Origin of the sequence: Tistrella mobilis KA081020-065 (genome assembly GCF_000264455.2) — a bacterium.
GTDB lineage: Bacteria > Pseudomonadota > Alphaproteobacteria > Tistrellales > Tistrellaceae > Tistrella > Tistrella mobilis.
Map to the genome: position 1 here is coordinate 204,634 of NC_017957.2, position 18,413 is coordinate 223,046.

Genomic DNA, 18,413 nt, shown 5'->3' on the forward strand with positions numbered 1-18,413 from the left:
TGCAAAAGGCACGCCCGGCGCCCACCCCGGAAAAAACACCGCCGCAACCCGAAGGCTGCGGCGGTGTCTGATCGTCCGACGGTGCGGGCAGGGCAGGCGGTTACGGCTGCCCTTCGGCCGCATCCTCTTTCATCTCGAACCACATCGCGTTCAGCACGGCGAAGGCGCAGGCGAGCGGCAGGCCGAGCAGCCAGGCGAAGTACCACATGGGGTTGTCTCCTTCGTGATGCTTGCGATCAATAGTAGTGGCCGGCTTCGTCGCGGATCGCCTCTTCTTCCACCTTTCCCCACATGATGCGGTAGGCCCAGGCGGTATAGGCCAGGATCAGCGGCAGGAAGATCACGGTCACGACCAGCATGATGAACAGGGTGAGGTGCGAGGACGACGCGTCCCAGACCGTGAGGCTGGAGCGCGGGTCGATGGAGGAGGGCAGGATGAAGGGGAACATCGAGAGCCCGACCGTCGAGATCACCCCGAAGATCGACAGCCCCGAGGCGATGATCGAGAGGCCCCGGATCCGGGCACGAAGCCCGATCAGGGTGACGGCGGCGCCCGCAAAGCCCAGCACCGGCGCGATCAGCATCCAGGGGTTGTTGGCGTAGTTGACGAACCAGGCGCCGTCGCCATGGACGACGTCCTTGAGCAGCGGGTTCGACGGGCCGTCGGCGGCCATCGGTGCCGCCAGCGCATAGCCGTCCACCCAGTTGGCCAGTGCCAGCCCGCCCAGGGCAAAGAGGGCGATGGTGGCGACGGCGGCGACGGTGCCGAAATTCCGCGCCCGTTCACCCACCACGCCGCCGGCCTTCAGGGTCAGCCAGACCGCGCCGTGCATGGCCAGCATGGCCACCGACATCAGCCCGCAGAGCAGGGCGAAGGGGTTGAGCAGGCCGAAGAAGCTGCCCTCATAGAAGGCGCGGAGCGTGTCGTCGAGCCGGAAGGGCACCCCCTGGAGCACATTGCCGACCGCGACACCGAAGATCAGCGCGGGCACGAAGCCGCCCACGAACAGCGCCCAGTCCCAGGACGACCGCCAGCGGGCCTCGATCCGCTTGGAGCGGTATTTGAACGCCACCGGCCGCAGGATCAGGGCCGCCAGCACCACGAACATGGCGAGGTAGAAGCCCGAGAACGAGACCGCGTAGAGCGGCGGCCAGGCGGCGAAGATGGCGCCGCCGCCCAGGATGAACCAGACCTGGTTGCCTTCCCAGACCGGGCCGATCGTGTTGATGGCGACGCGGCGCTCCACATCGGTCTTCGCCACGAAGGGCAGCAGCAGGCCGACGCCCATGTCGAAGCCGTCGGTGGCGGCGAAGCCGATCAGCAGGATGCCGAGCAGCCCCCACCAGATCAGGCGCAGCGTGCCGTAGTCGATAAGCTCATGCAGGATCATGGCTGGTCACTCCGCCGGGAAGGGCCGGGCGGCGCCACCTGCGGCAGGCAGATGCGTCGCAGAGGGGGGCGTCGAGGGCGGGACAGGGTCGTGATCGGGCTGCGGCCCCTTGCGGATGGCGCGGAGCATCAGCCCCATCTCGATCACGAACAGCACGCTGTAGAACAGGGTGAAGCCGGCGATGGTCAGCAGAAGTTCACCCGCCCCCAGGCTGGACACCGCCATGGCCGTGGGCAGCACGCCTTCGATGATCCAGGGCTGACGGCCGACTTCGGCCACGATCCAGCCCATTTCGGCCGCGATCCAGGGCAACGGGATCGCCAGCACCGCGATCTTCAGCAGCCAGCGCTGTTCCCCCAGCCGGTTGCGGGCCGACTGCCAGAAGAACACGCCGGTCAGCAGGATGAAGAAGAAGCCGAGCCCGACCATGATCCGGAAGGCCCAGAACAGCGTCGGCACATGCGGCACCAGATCCCAGGCGGCCTGGTCGATCTGGGCGTCGGTGGCAAGCCGCGGGTCGTCGACATAGCGCATCAGCAGCAGGGCATGGCCCATATTGCCGCCATTGGCCTCGAAGGCCTCGCGCACCTCGGGGCCGACCGCCTCGATGCTGCGGGCGGCACGGATCTTCTGCAGCGCGTCATAGGCGATGATGCCGCTCCGGATCCGCTCCTTGCCTTTTTCGACCAGATCGTTGATCCCGGGCACTTCGGTGTCGAGCGAGCGGGTGGCGATCAGCCCCAGCGCATAGGGGATGGTGATCACGTGATGGGTCTCGCGCCCCTCCTGATCGGGGAAGCCGAGCGCCGTGAAGCCGGCCGGGGCCGCCTCCGTCTCCCACATGCCTTCCATCGCCGCCAGCTTCATGCGCTGGTGTTCGGTCGCCATGTAGCCGCTCTCGTCGCCCAGCACCACCACCGACAGCGAGGACAGCAGGCCGAACGAGGCCGCCACCGCCATCGAGCGCTTGGCGAGCAGCACGTGCCGCCCCTTCAGCATGTACCAGGCCGAGACGCCGAGCACGAAGATCGCCGCGGTCACATAGCCGGCCGAGACGGTGTGCACGAACTTGGCCTGGGCGACCGGGTTGAACAGCACCTCGAAGAAGTTGTCGACCTCCATCCGCATGGTCGCGGGGTTGAAGGCGGCGCCCACCGGGTTCTGCATCCAGCCATTGGCGATCAGGATCCAGAGTGCCGAGAAGTTCGACCCGATCGCCACCGCCCAGGTGGCGCAGAGGTGCTGAACCTTCGTCATCCGGTCCCAGCCGAAGAAGAACAGGCCGACGAAGGTGGCTTCCAGGAAGAAGGCCATCAGCCCTTCGATCGCCAGCGGCGCGCCGAAGATGTCGCCGACATAATGGCTGTAATAGCTCCAGTTCATGCCAAACTGGAACTCCATGGTGATGCCGGTCGCGACCCCGAGCACGAAGTTGATGCCGAACAGCGTGCCCCAGAATTTGGTCATCTGGCGCCAGATCGCGCGGCCGGTCATCACATAGACCGTTTCCATGATCGCGATCACGACTGACAGGCCCAAGGTCAAGGGCACGAAGAGGAAGTGATAAAGGGCGGTCAGGGCGAATTGCAGCCGTGACAGCGATACGACGTCCAGTTCCATTCGAACAACTCCCGCCGGCCGGACCGGCATTATCCTTGGCCGCATCCCCGGGGGCGGACGATACCGTCCGGGGTGGTGCGGCTGTCGTCAATCCGGGCGGAGCCTGTCGAGCGCCGCCTGGAATGCCGTCTCACCACGCCTGAGATCGCCGGTGATCCGACCGTCTTCCAGGATCAGAAGCCGGTCGGCCAGGGCGGCCTCCCGCCGCAGATGCGTGACGACGAGTATCGTCTGCGTCTGCGGCAATTCCTTGACCGTTGTCAAAACGTCAGCGGCCGTCCGGGCGTCCAGCCCGTCGGTCGGCTCGTCGAGCAGCAGCAGCGGCGCGTCACGCAGGAAGATGCGCGCCAGCGCCATCCGCCGCCGCTGCCCGGAAGAGAGCCCTTCTCCGCCCTCTCCCAGACGCTGGCCGAGCCCCGCCTTGTGGTCGCGGACAAGCTGCCCCAGCCCCGCGCGGTCGAGTGCGGCCAGCATGCGGTCTGATGTCGCAGCCGGGTCGGCCAGCAGCAGATTGCCGGCCAGATCATCGGCGAACAGCTCGGTCGCCTGGCCGAGCAGGCTGTGCGGCAGCGCCCGGATCCGGCCCCGATCGGGCCGGCGTTCGCCCGCGATCAGCTCGACCAGGGTCGATTTGCCGGCACCGCTCGGCCCCAGCAGCGCCACCCGCTCGCCGCGGGCGAGCGCAAGCGACAGCCCGTCGAAGAGCGGCGCGGTGGCACCTTCATGGGCGAAGCGCAGATCCTCGATCACCAGCGCCGAGGGTGCCGGCGGCGGATCGGCCGCGGGCAGGGGCGGTGCGGGTTCAGGCGTGAGCATGGGCAAAAGCCGGCGCGCCGCGATGACCGTGCGGCCCAGGTCGAGCACGCCGCGGCGCAGCGCCGCGAAAGGTTCCATCAGTGCCAGCGACACCAGCACCACCAGCGCCGCCTGCGGCACCGTCGCGATGCCGGCCTGGACCAGCCCGCCCGCCGCGGCAAGGCTGCCGGCCAGCAGCAGCGCGCTCGCCGCACCGAAGCCGGCGGCGGCGGTGGTGTCCAGCCGGTTCAGCCGGTCGTCGGCCAGGGCCAGCCGGGTTTCGGCGTCGGCGGCATGGTCGCGCGCGGCCGCGATCCGCCCGGTCATCAGATGGTCGGTCTGGCCCGCCACCAGATCGACCGTGCGCATGCGCAGGGCTTCGAGCGCCGCCGCCCGCCGCCGGGCCGGCCGGTCGGCGGCCCGGGCCAGCGCGAGCGGCAGGGCGATGCCGGTGACCGCCACCCCCAACCCCACCCCGACCCCAAGCCGGGTATCGATCAGCGCGAGCGCGAGCGCCGCAAGTGCTGCGGTGATCACGGCCGCCGCCGCCGGCAGCAGCACCCGCAGATAAAGATTGTCGAGGGCATCCACCTCCACCGTCAGCCGGTGGAGCAGTCTTGCCGGCCGGGCCTTCAGCGCCCGGGCGCGATCGGGGCCGGCATGGGCGCGGAACAGCCGCTCGCGCAATTCGGCCAGCAGGCCCAGCGTCGCGTCATGGCTCACCAGCCGCTCGCCATAGCGGCCGCCGGTGCGCAGCAGCGCCAGCATGCGGATGCCCGCCGCCGGCCGGAACACGTCAAAGGCGAGTGCGGTTGCAGCGGCACTTCCTGCGGCTGCGGTGGCGGTGATGAACCAGCCCGAGAGCCCAAGCAGCGCCACCCCGGCCAGCACGGTCAGCGCCGCCAGCGCGATGCCGCCCAGCAGCGGCTTGCGGCGCATGCGGAAGAACAGCGCCGCGGTGTCGGCGAGCGCCCGCATTCTGCCCTGTCCGTGCCGTGTCCGGTTCATGCCGCCCCCTCCAGCCGGATCACCCGGTCGAGTGCCGCCGCCAGGTCGGGATCATGTGTGGCCACCACCAGGGTGCGGCCGGCGGTGGCCTCGATCAGGGCGGTGCGCACCCGGGCGGCGGTGTCGCCGTCCAGATGCGCGGTCGGCTCGTCGGCCAGCACGATATCGGCGGCGGGGTCGGCGATGGCGCGGGCGATCGCCAGCCGCACCGCCTCGCCGCCCGACAGCCCGAACCCGGCCTCGCCCACCTGGCGGGCGGGGTCGACGCCCGGCAGCAGCCGGGCGAGCGGCGGGCCGGCCTCCACCGCCCTGCCAAAGCGGACATTCGCCATCAGGCTGCCGGCGATCATATGCGGCCGATGGCCGATCCAGGCGATCCGCCGGCGCAGATCCGCCCGGGTCGATGCGTCGAGCGGCGTGCCGCCGATGATGATCCGACCGCCATCGGGCAGGGCCAGCCCGGCGATCAGCGCCAGAAGGGTGGATTTGCCCGAACCCGAAGGGCCGAACAGCGCCACCCGTTCGCCGGGTGCCACCTCCAGGCTGAAGCCCTGGGGGATGCCCCGGCCGCTCGCCGGATGGGTGAAGGAAAGCCCCTGAAGCGAGAGCGACGGCGGGCCGGAGATGGTTGCCTCCGCCGGGGAGGGGGCCGGGGCCGGGTCTGCGGCGGGGGCCGTCCCCAGCGCCATGAGCGCGTCATGCGCCGCCTCGCCCGAGGCGCGGTCGTGCCAGACCGCCGCCAGCTCGCGCAGCGGCTCGAAAAACGCCGGGGCGAGCAGCAGCACGAACAGGCCCTGGGCCAGCCCCATCCGTCCGCCCCAGGCGCCGAAATTCAGGTCGCCCAGCAGGTGGAAGCCGACATAGACCGCCACCATCGCAACCCCCAGCGCCGAGAACAACTCCAGCACCGCCGAGGACAGAAAGGCGATGCGCAGCACCGCCATGGTCCGCTGCCGCACGCTTTCGGCCGCGGCGCGCAGGCGCCCGGCCGTCACCTCCACCGCATCCAGCGCCCGGATGGTGGAAAGCCCGCGCAGCCGGTCCATCAGCACCGCGTTCATGGTGCCGAGTTCGGCCAGCTGCGCCTCGCTCGCCGCCTTGGCGCGGATGCCGACCAGGGCCATGAAGACCGGGATCAGCGGGGCCGCCACCAGCAGGATCAGCGCCGCCGCCCAGGATATCGAGGCCACAGCCACAAGAAGAACGAAGGGAACAGTGACAACCTTAAGCTGCACCGGCCGGTAGCGATGCAGCCAGGGCAGCACGGCTTCCGCCTGTTCCGCCACCACCGATGCCGCAGCCCCCGATGCCGTCCGACCCGGGTCCAGCGGGTCGCGGGCGGCCAGCGCCGCCAGGGCCTGGCGGCGCAACTGCCCCACCTCCGCCCGCGCGGCCCGGAACACCATCCGCGTGCCCAGCGCCTCCAGCCCCGCCCGCAGCAGCCCCAGGGCCAGAACCGCCAGGGCGGCGGGCAGCACGGCCGCCGTCCCGGCATCATCCGCCAGCTGCCCCAGCGTGCGGGCGATGATCCAGGCCATGGGCAGCCAGACCAGGGCGGCGGCCAGCTGCACCAAACTTCCGGTGGTTGTGGCGCGCGGAAAACGTCTCGTCCGGTTTCGCATATCCGCCTCGTGGAATCCTTGACGTCAAGGGCACCACAGATTGATGCGACATGGAAGGGGGCATGGCTGCGACCTCATGCCCCGGCAGGCGTGACCGCTCACATCCGGCAAGGGATTGCTCCTGCCGACGATTAATTCAATCTTCATCAAATTGATGATAAATGACCCGAAACGGCCTAGCCGCCACGCCGGCCTGAATCTTTCCGAAAGGGCGAATTTTGGCGGGAATTATAAACAAAACGGTGTATGGGGGGATTCTATGTTTCTGCGCAACTGGATGCGGCGCCGTCTGGCCGTAAAGATCGTCGTGCCGGTGCTGCTGGTCCTGACCCTGGGGCTGGGCCTGTCGACCTGGTTCGGCGTGTCGCGCAGCGGCGAGACCATCGAACATCTGAGCGAAACGGTGGTCGAAGGCGTGGCCGGCGAGGCCAAGGAGCAGGTCGCCGGCATCATCGACGGCGCCTTCGGCGTGGCCCGGGGTATCGGTGCCACGGCGGCGGGCGCGATCGATGCCGGCAAGGCCGATCGCGAGGCCGTTGTCGCCATGCTGAAACTGTTGCTGCAGGACAACCCCAACCTGGTCGGCACCTGGATCGCGTTTGAACCCGACGCCTTCGACGGCGCCGATGCTGCCCATAAGGACCAGCCCGGCCATGACGCGACCGGCCGTTTCATCCCCTATGTGTCGCGCAGCGGCAGCACCATCAATCTCGAACCGCTGATCGACTACGAGACGCCGGGGGCGGGCGACTATTATCTGCTGGCGCGCAAAACCCGTCGCGAGCAGATCATCGAGCCCTATTTCTACGAGATTGCCGGCAAGCAGGAGCTGATCACCAGCCTGGCGGTGCCGGTGGTGCGGGATGGCCGGGTGATCGGCGTGGCCGGCGTCGACCTGAAGCTGCCGGTGCTGAACCAGATCCTGGGCGAGATGAAGCCCTTCGGCACCGGCAGCGTGTCGCTGATTTCGACCGGCGGGCTGTGGGTCGCCTATCACGACGCGGCGCAGCTGGGCAAGGCCGCGGCCGATCTGGAGCCGGACCTCGCCGCGGCGATCGGCCGGTCCGACGGCCGTCCGATGGCCTTCGAGGCGGCATCCCAGGCGGTGACCGGCACGCCCGTGCACCGGATCGTGCTGCCCGCCCGCTTCGGCAAAGTGGAGGCGCCCTGGTTCGTGACCGTCGACGTGCCCGAGGCCGAAATCAGCGCGCCGGTGGTGGAGCTGACCAACGGCCTGGTCACCACCGGCCTGGTGGTGGTGGTGGCCATGGGGGTGGTCGTGGCCCTGCTGATCCAGCGTCTGGCCGCGGCCCCGGTCGGCCGGCTGACCGCCGCGGTGCGCCGGCTTGCCGCCGACGAGACCGATGTGGTGGTGCCGCTGACCGGGCGTGCCGACGAGCTGGGCGTGATGGCAGGCTCGATCGACTATTTCAAGGACCGGCTGGTCGAGGTGAAGCATCTGCGCGAAGAGCAGGAGGCGGCCAAGGAACGCGCCGCCGCCGAGCGCCGGGCCGAGATGATGCGCCTGGCGGGGTCGTTCGAAGCCGCGATCGCCGGCGTGGTCGACGGTGTCGCGCGCGCCGCCGGCGATCTTCAGGCCAATGCGACCGAGCTGTCCGGCACGGCCGACGATGCCAGCCGCCAGTCGGCGGCGGTGGCGGCGGCGACCGGCCAGGCCTCGTCGAACGTGGCCATGGTCGCAGGTGCCGGCGAGGAGCTTTCGGCCTCGATCGCCGAGATCAGCCGCCAGGTGGCGGAAAGTTCCTCCGTCACCCGGTCTGCGGTAGAGGACGCCGAGGCCACCGGCCGCACGGTCGAGGGCCTGGCCGAGGCCGCCCACCGCATCGGCGGCATCGTTCAGCTGATCAGCGACATCGCCGCCCAGACCAATCTTCTGGCGCTGAACGCCACGATCGAAGCGGCACGCGCCGGCGATGCCGGCAAGGGCTTCGCGGTGGTGGCGAGCGAGGTGAAGAGCCTGGCCGACCAGACCGCCCGCGCCACCCAGGACATCTCGGCCCAGATCGCCGGCATGCAGCAGGTGACGAAGGGGGCGACCGAGGCGATGACCCAGATCCGCGCCACCATCGGCCGCATCGACGAAATCTCCACCGCCATCGCGGCGGCGGTGGAGGAACAGTCGGCCGCCACCAGCGACATCTCCACCAACGCCCAGCAGGCGGCCCGCGGCGTCGACGAGGTCTCGCGCAGCGTGACCGGCGTCAGTCGGGTGGCCTCGGATGTCGGCACCACGGCCGGCCGCGTGCTGGCGGCCTCGTCCGATCTCTCCACCCAGTCGGATGCGCTCCGCCGCGAGGTGGGGGCGTTCATCGAGGGGGTGCGGCGGGCCTAGACCTTTACCCCGTCAGGTGGCGCCACCTCCTGACGGGGATCTGCTTTGCCCGCCCCTTGCATACCGGCCGGGCGGCTGGCCGACATGGCGGCTGAACGCGATGCTGAACGTGCTGGCCGAGCCATAGCCGACCCGCCGGGCCACCTCGTCGAGCGGAAGGTCCCGGCGGCGGAGAAGGTCCCTGGCGACGGCCATTCGCCAGGCGAGCAGATATTCCATCGGCCTCTGTCCGACGATGCGGGTAAAGCGGTCGAAGAAGGCCGAGCGGGACATGCCGGCTGCGCGGGCGAGGTCCGCCACCGTCCAGTGCCGTTCCAGATCGCCATGGATCTGCCGCAGGGCATGCGCGATCCGCAGATCCGCCAGTCCGCGCAGCAAGCCGGGCGGCATATCCTTCCCCGGCATTGCGCGCAGCGCCTCGATCAGCAACAGGTCGACCAGGCGGGTCAGCACCAGTTCGCGGCCGGGCCTGTCGTGCGCCGCCTCGTCGCGGATCAGCCGCACCAGCACCGAAAGCTGCGGCACGCCGCGCAAATGGAGCATGCGCGGGAGAAGCGACACCAGCAGCAGGGCGTCGGGGGACTCGAAGACGACATGGCCCCCGAACAGCCGGACGTCCGGCGCATCGCCGTGCCGGCCGTGCCGACGCTCCTCCGTCGGCGCCGGTGCCGCGTCGGGCACGATCAGCGTCGGCGTCGCGGGCAGAAGGCCCGACATCGTGAAGGCGGGGGTTGCGGGGAGAAGCACGAAATCCCCCGCGTCGAGGGTGACGGTATCCTCGCCCTCCACGGCCAGGCGGCACCGGCCCTCCATCACCACACAGAAGCCGGGCCGCCCGAAGGCTTCGTAACGCACGGCCCAGGGTTCCACGCCGGTGATCCCCTTCGAGAACAGGGCACGGGGACGCATGAGCGTGATGATCTGTGCGAGGGGGTCGCTCATTTCCGGACGGATGCCAACGAAATACCGACGCCTGATTGATGTTGGTCCTGATTGTCGAGGGTAGATCTGCTGCGTCAACCTCGAACACGGGAGTTTCGCGATGAAGACCGTTCTGATCACCGGCTGTTCGTCCGGCTATGGCCTTGAAACCGCCCACCGCTTCCACGCCGAGGGCTGGAGCGTTGCCGCCACCATGCGGACTCCGCAGGACGGGCTGCTGCCCGCCTCCGACCGCATCCGCGTGCTGCCGCTGGATGTCACCGATCCCGACAGCATCCGATGGGCCATCGATGCGGCGGGGCCGGTCGACGCGCTGGTCAACAATGCGGGCATCGGCATCGTGGGGGCCTTCGAGGCCACGCCGATGCTGCATATCCGCCGGTTGTTCGAGACCAACACCTTCGGCGTGCTGGCGATGACCCAGGCCGTCATTCCGCAGTTCCGCAGCCGCCGATCGGGGGTGATCGTCAATGTGACCTCCAGCGCGACGCTCGCCCCGATGCCTCTGGCCGCCGTCTATACTGCCAGCAAACAGGCTATCCAGGGTTTTACGGGGTCGCTCGCCCATGAACTGGCGGTCTTCGGCATCCGCGTCAGGCTGGTCGAACCGGGCTACGCCCCGTCCACCCGCTTTGCTCAGAACATCCCGCTGCCGGTCGACGCGCTTGTCCCTGAGGCCTACCGGGCCTTCGCGGCCCCCGTTTTCGCCGGCTTCGCGACGCCTGCGATGGTAACCCGGGAAAGCGATGTGGCCGAAGCGGTCTGGCAGGCCGTCAACGACGTCTCGGACCGGCTGCATTTTCCGGCCGGCGCCGACGCCGTGGCGCTTGCCCGGGCGGCCTGCCGGGCCGATTGATCACCTCTTGCGCGGCCGCCTATTCCGGCGGCCCCACCAGCAGCAGCCGGGCCGGCGTTTCGGCCGCCGCCTCGTGAATAGTACCCGCCGGCACGATCAGATGGTCGCCGGGGCCGAGCAGATGTTCGGCCCCGTCCGTCCGGGCACGGAGGCGGCCGTCCAGCACCACGACCAGCTCGTCGGCGGCTGCGGCATGGGGCGGGATGGCGCCATCGACCCGGGCCTCGACCACCAGCAGCGGCGCGGTGGCCGGGCCCAGGCGGCCGGTGATCCGGCCGTGGAAGCCGGGCATGGTGATCTCGGCACCGATCGACGCCGGCATCGCCGGCTTGCGGGCGGTGATCAGATAGCCGACCTGTCGGACGGGCTTCACCTCGCCCGGGATCAGGCCGGCATCGGCCATCCAGCCGGCCAGGCTGTCCGGCGCATCCAGACGCATGCGCGCGGCCACCGGGCCGAACCAGCGTTTCAGCATCGCCGCCTGGTCGGGCGGGGTGGTCACGATGCCGAGCCGTCCGCCGGGGGCCAGGACCCGGGCCATCTCGGCGATGGCCGCCTGCGGTTCCGGAAAAAAGAAGAAGGCGTTGAGCGAGGTCACCAGCGTGAAGGCACCGTCCGCGAAGGGCAGGCGGGCCACATCGCCCTGGTGCAGCTCCAGCCGGCCGGCGGCCAGGGCTGCGGCGTTGCGCCGCCGGGTTTCCGCCACCATGTCGGGGCTGTGGTCGAGCCCGGCGGCAGAGGCGCCCCGCGCCAGCACCCGTTCAATGAAGACGCCGCCGCCGCAGCCGAGATCGAGCAGGCGGTCCCCGGGCCCCGGATGCAGGGCATCCAGCGTCATCGCGAAACTGGTCTCGTGACCGGCGGGGTGGCGGTAGATCAACCGGCCGATCAGCCCGCCGGGACGGCGGGCGATGCGATCGGTCAGTCGGTCCATGAAGGTCGCGCTCATGGGGATATGGCCTTGTTGAGGGGCAGGGATCAGGGGGCGGATCAGTCGTCGAGCCGTCGCAGCGCCGGGCGGGCGAGCATGGCGCGGGTGACGACGAGGCCCGCCAGCCCGGCGGCGAGCACGGCGGCCAGCGCGCCGGCATAGCCGGTTCCGGCGGCGATGCCGGTGGCGACGCCGCCGCTCAGGGTCTCGCCCGCCACCTGCGCCGCCTGGGGGATGGTGACGTCGGTGCCGGCCTGGTTGCCCCGTGCGGCGAAGCGCATCATCAGCGTGGCGGCCGCGGTGGTGGCGGCCCCGCCGGCGGTGCCGAGCAGGATGGATGCCGGCAGCACGACCGCCAGATCGGGGGCCACCAGCCCCGCCACGGGCAACAGCCACAGGCCGAGGGCGGCAAGCGTGAGGACCAGGGCCGAGACGAGGGTCGGGCCGGTGCCGTGGCGCCCGATCATCCGGACTGCCAGCGGGCAGCCGATCAGAATCATCGCCAGGCTGCCGGCGATGCCGATGAGGCCGATCCGGTCCAGCGCCATGCCGGCATCGGTCAGATAGAGCTTCGAGAGCGCGAGCCCGCCCGAATAGGGCAGGGCGAAGCCGATGCCGGCGATCAGCACCGGCCAGGCCCCCGGCCGGCGGAAATAGGCGCGGAGCCGTGCCCGCGGCCGGTCGTGGCGATCGGGGTCCGCCGGCGGTTCGGCCCAGCCCAGCACCGGCAGCAGGGCGGCGAGCAGCAGCCCGGCCAGACCGGCGAGTGCCGCCTGCACGCCGAGATGGCCCGAGGCCCAGAGCAGCCCCGACCCGCCGAGCATGAAGCCCGCCATCATGCCGCCGCTCTGCAGCGCATTGGCGCGGGTGAGCCGGCCGCCATGCAGCCGTTCCGCCGCAAGCCCGTCGGTGGCGGTATCCTGGGTGGCCGAGGCGATCGAGGCGATCAGCGTCAGCACCACCACCGGCAGGGCCGCCGCCTGCCAGTCGGCGATCATGGCGAGGCCCGCCATGGCCGCGGCCAGGATCAGCTGCATGGGGATGATCCAGGCGCGCCTGCGGCCGAGGCGCCGGCCGCCCCTGTTGTCCACCAGCGGCGCCCAGAGCGGTTTCAGCACCCAGGGGAGCCCTGCGAGCGATACCCAGGCGATCATCTCCAGCGGCACGCCGGCCCGGCGCAGCAGCACCGGCAGGGCTTCGAAGGCGAAGCCGATCGGCAGGCCCTGCGCGATGTAGAGCGCGCCGATCAGCAGCAGGCCCGGGGCCGTGTGCGGCTCAGCGGTGGCGGAGGTCGTGGTTGTGGCCTGACCGGTCATGGCGCTCACCACCGCCCGGTCAGGGTCAGGCCCAGGCTGCGGCCGCGCCCGGCGACGCCGACATCGCTGCCGCCCATGTCGTAATAATAGGTCAGATATTCTTCGTCGAAGAGGTTGCGGGCCCAGAGCGTCGCCGCCCAGGCGCCGGTATCGAAGCCGATCCGGCCGTCGACCAGATGGGTTTCGCCCTGGCGATAATCCGAGGCGGGGGTGAAGCTCATCGACGAGCGCCAGGAATAGTCGACGCCTGCCACCAGATCGACCCCCGGCGCCACCGGCCGGTTGAGGTCCAGCCCCAGCGCCAGGGTGTGTTCCGGGGCATAGGGCAGGTCCTGCCCCGAATAATCCGCCCCCTGGATGCTGTCGACGAAATCGTCGAAATGCGCGTTCAGATAGCCATAGGCCAGGCGCAGCCCCAGACCTTCGGCGATCTGCGCCCGGGCCTCGATCTCGGCACCTTCCGAGGTGGAGCGGGCGGCATTGCGCAGCACCCGGGTCAGCGGGCTGGTGTAGATCACCACCTGCTGATCCTTCCAGTCATTGCGGAACAGGGTGAGGTCGATCGCCAGCCGGTCGTCGAGCCACAGGGTCTTGGCGCCGATCTCGAAGGTGGTGACGGTTTCCGGGTCGTAGCGGTTGATGCTGCCGTCCAGCTCCGGATAGGGGCTGATGCCGCCGGATTTGAAGCCGCGGGCGACGCGGGCGAAGGTGGTGATGCCGTGCGCCACCGGCCGCCAGCGGATCGTCATCTCGGGCGAGACGTCGTCGAAATCGGCATCACCCGACACCCGCATCGGCGCGCCCATCATCATATTGCCCGAGGGGCTGGTGATCTCCGACGTGGTGTCTTTCCATTCGCGGGTATAACGCAGCCCGGCCGTCACATCGACCGAGGGCAGCACCTGCACCCGTGCCTCGCCGAAGGCCGAGGCGGTGTCGGTGGTCTGGTCGAAGCCGCTGCGGCTCCAGTCGGCGCGGGGCACGGTGGTAAAATCGTAGAACTGCGCCGCCTTGAAATCCTCGCGCATGTAGAACAGCCCCGTGCTCCAGCCGAAGCGGCGGCCGTCCTCGGGGCTGGACAGGCGGAGTTCCTGCGAGACCTGGCGCTGTTCCTCGGTCTGGGCCTGAACGTAATAGGGCAGGGCCATGAAATCGCCGTCGAGCACATGGTCCAGGTCATGGCCGCGGATCGCGGTCACCGAACTCAGCACCACCGCACCGAAATCATGGGTCAGCTTCGCCGACAGGCCGGCGGTGTCCAGGCTGCGTTCGCCCTCGGTATCGTGGGTGGAGCGGTGGTCGAAGGCGAGCGGCAGGGGGGCATAGGCGAGCCCGCCATCATCGCGATCACGTGACAGATCCGCCCGGATCATCACCTCGGTCGCATCATCCAGCATGCCACCGATCGCGAGTTTCGCCGCCATGCGGTCGGTGCGGCCCAGGCGATTTCCCGACGCATCGTCGCGGATGAAGCCGTCATCGCGGGTGAGGCCGATCATGGCCCGCACCGCCAGATCGGCGGCCGCACCCGCCTCACCCAGCGGCGTGTCGAGCACACCCTGCATCTCCAGCCGCCGGTCGCTACCCAGGCCGGCCGTGGCGGTGATCCCCGGATCGGCGCCCGGCACCGGCGAGACCAGATTGACCGCGCCGCCGATGGTGTTCTTGCCGTAGAGCGTCGACTGCGCGCCGCGCACCACCTCCACCCGGTCCAGATCCTGAAACGCGGTCGGATAGCCGTTGGGCCGGGCGATATAGACGTCGTCGACGAACAGGCCGACACCGGGCTGGCGGTCCACCCCGCCGCTCATGCCCAGAGAGCCGATGCCGCGAATGGTCAGCGGTCCGCCCTGGGGGCTGTAGGTGGCGTTGGGCACGGCCCGCGCGGCATCGTCCAGATCGCGCACCCCCGCCTCGCCCAGCCGGTCGGCTGCGATGACGGTGACGGCGACCGGCGCGTCGCCCGCCTGCTCCGCCCGGCGGCGGGCGGTGACGGTCAGCGGTTCCAGGGTGACGGCGCCGCCGGTCGCAGCCTCGCTCGCCACCTCTTCCGCCAGAGCCGGGGCCGGCATCAACGGCAGGGCGGCCGCAAGGGCCGCGCTGGTCAGCAGGCGGCGGGCCAGGAGGGGGCGGGCCAGGAGGGGGCGTCTCGGAAGGGGGCGCGTCGGGATGGGGCGTGTGAGGGCAGGCGGCATCGGCGAGGTCATGGCTGGCATCCCGCAGGTCATATGCGAATGAGACGCATTAACGACCATATGGCTGCCGAAATCCATGGCGCCGGCTTTCGCGATCCGGACTCAGTCTTGCGCGTTTTGTCCGCCGCCGGCCGGCGCCTGCCGCGGGCGGTCAGCGCCTGCCGCAGGCGGCGCCGGGCGGCAGGCCGTGGCGCTTGCGGAAGGCGGTGGAGAAATGGGCCGGGCTGTAGCCCACCCGCCAGGCGGCCTCGGCGATGCCCAGCCCCTCGTCCTCGATCAGCCGGCGGGCCTCGTCCAGGCGGCGGTTCTTGACGAAGGCATAGACCGGGCTGCCGAACAGGGCCTGAAAGCCGCGGCCCAGCTTGCGGGCGTTGAGGCCGACCGCGCGGGCGAGATCGGGCACCGGGGGCGGGGCGGCCAGGTCGCGCAGCAGCAGGTCCCGCGCGGCGTGCAGCCGCTCGATATCGCCGGGGGAAAGGACCACGTCGCCGCGGGAACGGGCCACGGCATCACGTCCGGAACCGGTGCCGCCGGCATCGCCCGCCTCGACCACATGGCCCAGCAGATGCAGGGCTGCCGCGGTCAGATGCAGCCGCCGCGCCGTGCCCGTGCCGGTCGTGCCGAGCATCCGCCAGACCAGCCCCATGGAAACCGGCACGCTGGCCGCTTCCCGCCCGGCCCCGCCGGCCAGCCGCGCGCCATCGGGCCCCAGCAGATCCTCCACCGCCTCGGGCAGCACGCGCAGGAACACCCCGGCAATGGTGCCGTCGGCCCGGGCGGTATGCCGGCTCTCGAACCCGCGGGCGGCCCAGAACCGCGCCGCCATCCCCGGCACCCAGTCGGCCGGCGCCGCCGGCTCATCCGCCTCTCCGGCCCCGCCGACCGCCACCCGCCCGGCCGCCAGCGTCCCCAGCCACAACCCGGGCGCCACGACCGACGACCAGCACTCGCCCTGCCGGATCCGGCTGCGATAGAGGTAAATCTCCAGCCCGGCCGCGGTGACGGTTTCCATCCTGGGGCCTTTTCTGGGAGGGGAGGGATCCGGGGATGATGGGGAGGGTAGGGGTGGGGTGTCAATCTGGATGAAGAGCGGCCCCGCTTCCGGGTGATCCGCTCAACGCCTGAACAAGACTGCGGGCAATGCCGGGCAGTGCGGCGGTCTCCAGCCTGGCAGCTGCCGCATCGACGGCCAGGAGATCATCGTCGAGCAGATGGTCGAACTTGTTTTGAATCTTGTTGCCGATCCGTTGCGCCAGGATCAGCGGATCCGGTGGCGGAGCGTCGGCGATCCGGCATAGCGCCTTCAGCACATTCCCGGGGTCGGCGCGCAGATCGAGCGCGACGCCGTCACCGGTCCCTCGAATGCCTTCGGCATCGAGTGCGAGCAGCAGTGCCAACGCCCGGCAGGCGGCCCGCGGCGTCGCCAACCACGACCCGGGCGCCACCACCGACAACCAGCACTGGCTTTGCCGGATTCGGCTGCGATAGAGATAAGCCTCCATCCTGAGATCTTCGTTGAAGGATCGATCCCGGGACTATGGGGAGGGGGGGCAATCGATATGGTCTGGTAGTTCTCCGGTCCTGAGGTACTGGCCCTCCCAGAACATGAGCTTGTCGAGCAGGCGGCGGGCGATGAATTCGTCGGAGATGTTCCCACTGCGGGACAAAGGGCCCTCACGGCGCCGCAATTCATCGATCAGCCCGGCAGTTGCGGTCTGGAAATCCTGGCGCTGGTTTTCGAGGGCGAAGTGGACGGTACAGGCGCTATGGTAGGTGGGATAGCTGGCCGTGCCGCGCCTGAGAATCACCTGATCATCCTGTGACAGGAGGCCTGGGTTCTCTAGTTCAATTCGCCGTCGCGCCCGGGCGGCCCTGCGCGCCATGGTGTCCCAAATGAATATGCAAAGATTTGGCCAGGAAAATACGGCGATCTTACTGGCAGCTGAGATGTGGCTCCGGTTTTGCGCGTCGGCCTCTTGTAAGGCCTTCGCCAGCGACTCTATCAAATTATTTGGGTCTGCATCTCCATATTTGGACTGACGGAAGTCCATAATGACTTTGGCAACAGCCGCATAATTCCAGGTTCCTGTCCGGGCAAGTCGGAAGGTCACAAGGAAAAGACGTGCATCGCTCTCGCTAATTTCATATCTCGATGTCGAACTGAAGATGGTCAACCAGTACTGATCCGATGGGAAGCGACCAATGTTGATACCAGGAGCGGCGCACCACTTGAGTACATCTTTACGAGCCATTTCCAATAAACGAGACCGTAAAGTTCCACACAGGAAATTCGGTTCCATGATCGTCCTCCAATAATTTTGGTTGGAATTCGCCCGAGACGTTGGCTGGTTTCCTGCTCCTTGCGATTCTCCGCATCATAATTCGGATCATCGCGAGGCGGAGGACTGCCAGAGCCATCCGAAGGGCCGTTCGATGATCCTGCGTTTGGGCAGGATCTGAAAGCCGTTTGCGGTAGCCGCCATCGGTGAAGATGCGCTCGATGAAGGGGAACAGGCGGCGGATCTCCGTCAGCACCGACAATGCACCGTCCCGATCCTGGATGTCGGCAGGCGGGATCAGCGGCTCCACCGGCGACCATTCTTCATCAGCCCGCCCCGCGCATGGGGCTTATGAACGGAATGCCGGCGAAGTCCTTCTCGTTGTCCGTCACCACCAGACAGTCATTGGCGCGGGCGGTGGCGGCGATGATCATGTCGAGACCGCTTCCTGGCCTGCCGGCGGCCTTGCCCTCGGCCATCAGGTGGGCCCAGATGAGGCCGGCTTTGTCGTCGAAGGGCAGGACGCGACCGGCGAACAGCGACTGCGGTCCCTCGGGGCCGGCAAACCAGGCCTCAAGGGCGTCACGCTTCCTGCCGCGGGGTTTTTCCAGAATGCCGCGACGGATTTCGGCGATCGTCAGCGAAGAGATGAACAGATCGTCGTCCCGCTGTTCCGCCCACCAGGCGAGCAACAGCTCCGAGGGCTCTGGCTTGACGACATTGCTGATGATGTTGGTATCGAGAAGATAGCGCGTCACAGCCTGACCTTGCGCCCGTCTTCGCGCGGGCGGGCAAGGTCGAGATCGGCGCCGACGAGGGGCGATCTGCGAAGAGCAGCCAGGATGCCGCCTTTCCCGGGCGTGTCACCGGAGAGGGCCTGGCCGACCATCGCGCGCAGTCTGGACGCATCGGCGCCATCCTCGGCCAGACGGCGCGCCAGCGCACGGATGAGATCGCGATCCATGTCGCGCCCGAGCACTTCGAAGCGCGCCAGACCTCTCTCGCTCAATCGGGACCGGTAGTTCTGAACGGCGCGCTTCTGCGAGTTTCCCATCGGCGTCTCCCCTGCGCTCCCCTGTAATATATCCGGTAAGTCGCGGAGGGA

At 69.2% G+C, this 18,413-nt stretch carries 16 protein-coding genes and 1 pseudogene; 2 read left to right on the forward strand and 15 right to left on the reverse strand.

Annotated elements, in window-relative coordinates:
- Positions 1-100: 100 nt before the first annotated feature.
- The 5 genes from cydX to cydD form a co-directional block, all read right to left on the reverse strand.
- Positions 101-208: a cytochrome bd-I oxidase subunit CydX gene (gene cydX, locus TMO_RS30620; RefSeq protein WP_081599042.1), complete on the reverse strand. Its 108-nt coding sequence runs from the start codon at positions 206-208 to the stop codon at positions 101-103.
- 28 nt (positions 209-236) lie between these two features.
- Positions 237-1,391 (reverse strand): cytochrome d ubiquinol oxidase subunit II, encoded by a 1,155-nt coding sequence (gene cydB, locus TMO_RS18855; RefSeq protein WP_014747268.1) that lies wholly within the window; start codon positions 1,389-1,391, stop codon positions 237-239.
- A gap of 6 nt (positions 1,392-1,397) precedes the next feature.
- The gene (locus TMO_RS18860; RefSeq protein ID WP_014747269.1) at positions 1,398-3,011 is read right to left on the reverse strand and encodes a cytochrome ubiquinol oxidase subunit I; all 1,614 of its coding nucleotides are present in this window, start codon (positions 3,009-3,011) and stop codon (positions 1,398-1,400) included.
- An 87-nt stretch (positions 3,012-3,098) separates the two neighbouring features.
- Positions 3,099-4,784 carry an amino acid ABC transporter ATP-binding/permease protein gene (locus TMO_RS18865; RefSeq protein WP_014747270.1) on the reverse strand — a complete coding sequence of 562 codons (1,686 nt, stop codon included), beginning with the start codon at positions 4,782-4,784 and terminating at the stop codon, positions 3,099-3,101.
- Between the two features lie 26 nt (positions 4,785-4,810).
- A complete protein-coding gene (cydD, locus tag TMO_RS18870) occupies positions 4,811-6,385 on the reverse strand; it encodes a thiol reductant ABC exporter subunit CydD (protein ID WP_014747271.1) in 1,575 nt (524 codons plus the stop codon).
- 310 nt (positions 6,386-6,695) lie between these two features.
- On the opposite strand from cydD, the gene TMO_RS18875 reads away from it, so the two are divergent.
- On the forward strand, positions 6,696-8,789 hold the full coding sequence (locus tag TMO_RS18875; RefSeq protein WP_014747273.1) for a methyl-accepting chemotaxis protein: 2,094 nt from the start codon (positions 6,696-6,698) through the stop codon (positions 8,787-8,789).
- Positions 8,790-8,801: 12 nt separating this feature from the next.
- Here the strand turns inward: TMO_RS18875 and TMO_RS18880 are convergent, their stop codons facing one another.
- Entirely contained in the window at positions 8,802-9,731 is a 930-nt protein-coding gene (locus TMO_RS18880; RefSeq protein ID WP_014747274.1) for an AraC family transcriptional regulator, read from the reverse strand.
- 100 nt (positions 9,732-9,831) lie between these two features.
- Between TMO_RS18880 and TMO_RS18885 the strand changes: the two genes are divergently transcribed.
- Positions 9,832-10,587, forward strand: a complete 756-nt coding sequence (locus TMO_RS18885) for an SDR family oxidoreductase (RefSeq protein WP_014747275.1) — start codon at positions 9,832-9,834, stop codon at positions 10,585-10,587.
- A 19-nt stretch (positions 10,588-10,606) separates the two neighbouring features.
- On the opposite strand, the gene TMO_RS29740 is transcribed toward TMO_RS18885, so the two are convergent.
- The 9 genes and pseudogenes from TMO_RS29740 to TMO_RS18930 form a co-directional block, all read right to left on the reverse strand.
- Positions 10,607-11,536, reverse strand: coding sequence for a methyltransferase domain-containing protein (locus TMO_RS29740; RefSeq protein WP_145978287.1), 930 nt, complete (start codon positions 11,534-11,536; stop codon positions 10,607-10,609).
- A 41-nt stretch (positions 11,537-11,577) separates the two neighbouring features.
- Positions 11,578-12,834, reverse strand: a complete 1,257-nt coding sequence (locus tag TMO_RS18895; protein WP_014747277.1) for an MFS transporter — start codon at positions 12,832-12,834, stop codon at positions 11,578-11,580.
- A gap of 5 nt (positions 12,835-12,839) precedes the next feature.
- Positions 12,840-15,041, reverse strand: a complete 2,202-nt coding sequence (locus TMO_RS18900) for a TonB-dependent receptor (RefSeq protein ID WP_145978288.1) — start codon at positions 15,039-15,041, stop codon at positions 12,840-12,842.
- Positions 15,042-15,180: 139 nt separating this feature from the next.
- A complete protein-coding gene (locus tag TMO_RS29745) occupies positions 15,181-16,041 on the reverse strand; it encodes a helix-turn-helix domain-containing protein (RefSeq protein WP_014747279.1) in 861 nt (286 codons plus the stop codon).
- Positions 16,042-16,102: 61 nt separating this feature from the next.
- Positions 16,103-16,531: a hypothetical protein gene (locus tag TMO_RS18910; RefSeq protein ID WP_014747280.1), complete on the reverse strand. Its 429-nt coding sequence runs from the start codon at positions 16,529-16,531 to the stop codon at positions 16,103-16,105.
- Between the two features lie 33 nt (positions 16,532-16,564).
- Positions 16,565-17,329 (reverse strand): hypothetical protein, encoded by a 765-nt coding sequence (locus tag TMO_RS31320; RefSeq protein ID WP_187297853.1) that lies wholly within the window; start codon positions 17,327-17,329, stop codon positions 16,565-16,567.
- Positions 17,330-17,440: 111 nt separating this feature from the next.
- Positions 17,441-17,609: pseudogene (locus TMO_RS18920) on the reverse strand (IS5/IS1182 family transposase); the annotation flags it as partial.
- A gap of 25 nt (positions 17,610-17,634) precedes the next feature.
- Positions 17,635-18,066, reverse strand: a complete 432-nt coding sequence (locus tag TMO_RS18925; protein ID WP_014747283.1) for a PIN domain-containing protein — start codon at positions 18,064-18,066, stop codon at positions 17,635-17,637.
- The gene (locus tag TMO_RS18930; protein ID WP_041606879.1) at positions 18,063-18,362 is read right to left on the reverse strand and encodes a hypothetical protein; all 300 of its coding nucleotides are present in this window, start codon (positions 18,360-18,362) and stop codon (positions 18,063-18,065) included. Before TMO_RS18930 ends, TMO_RS18925 begins: the two co-directional genes overlap by 4 nt.
- Positions 18,363-18,413: the final 51 nt, after the last annotated feature.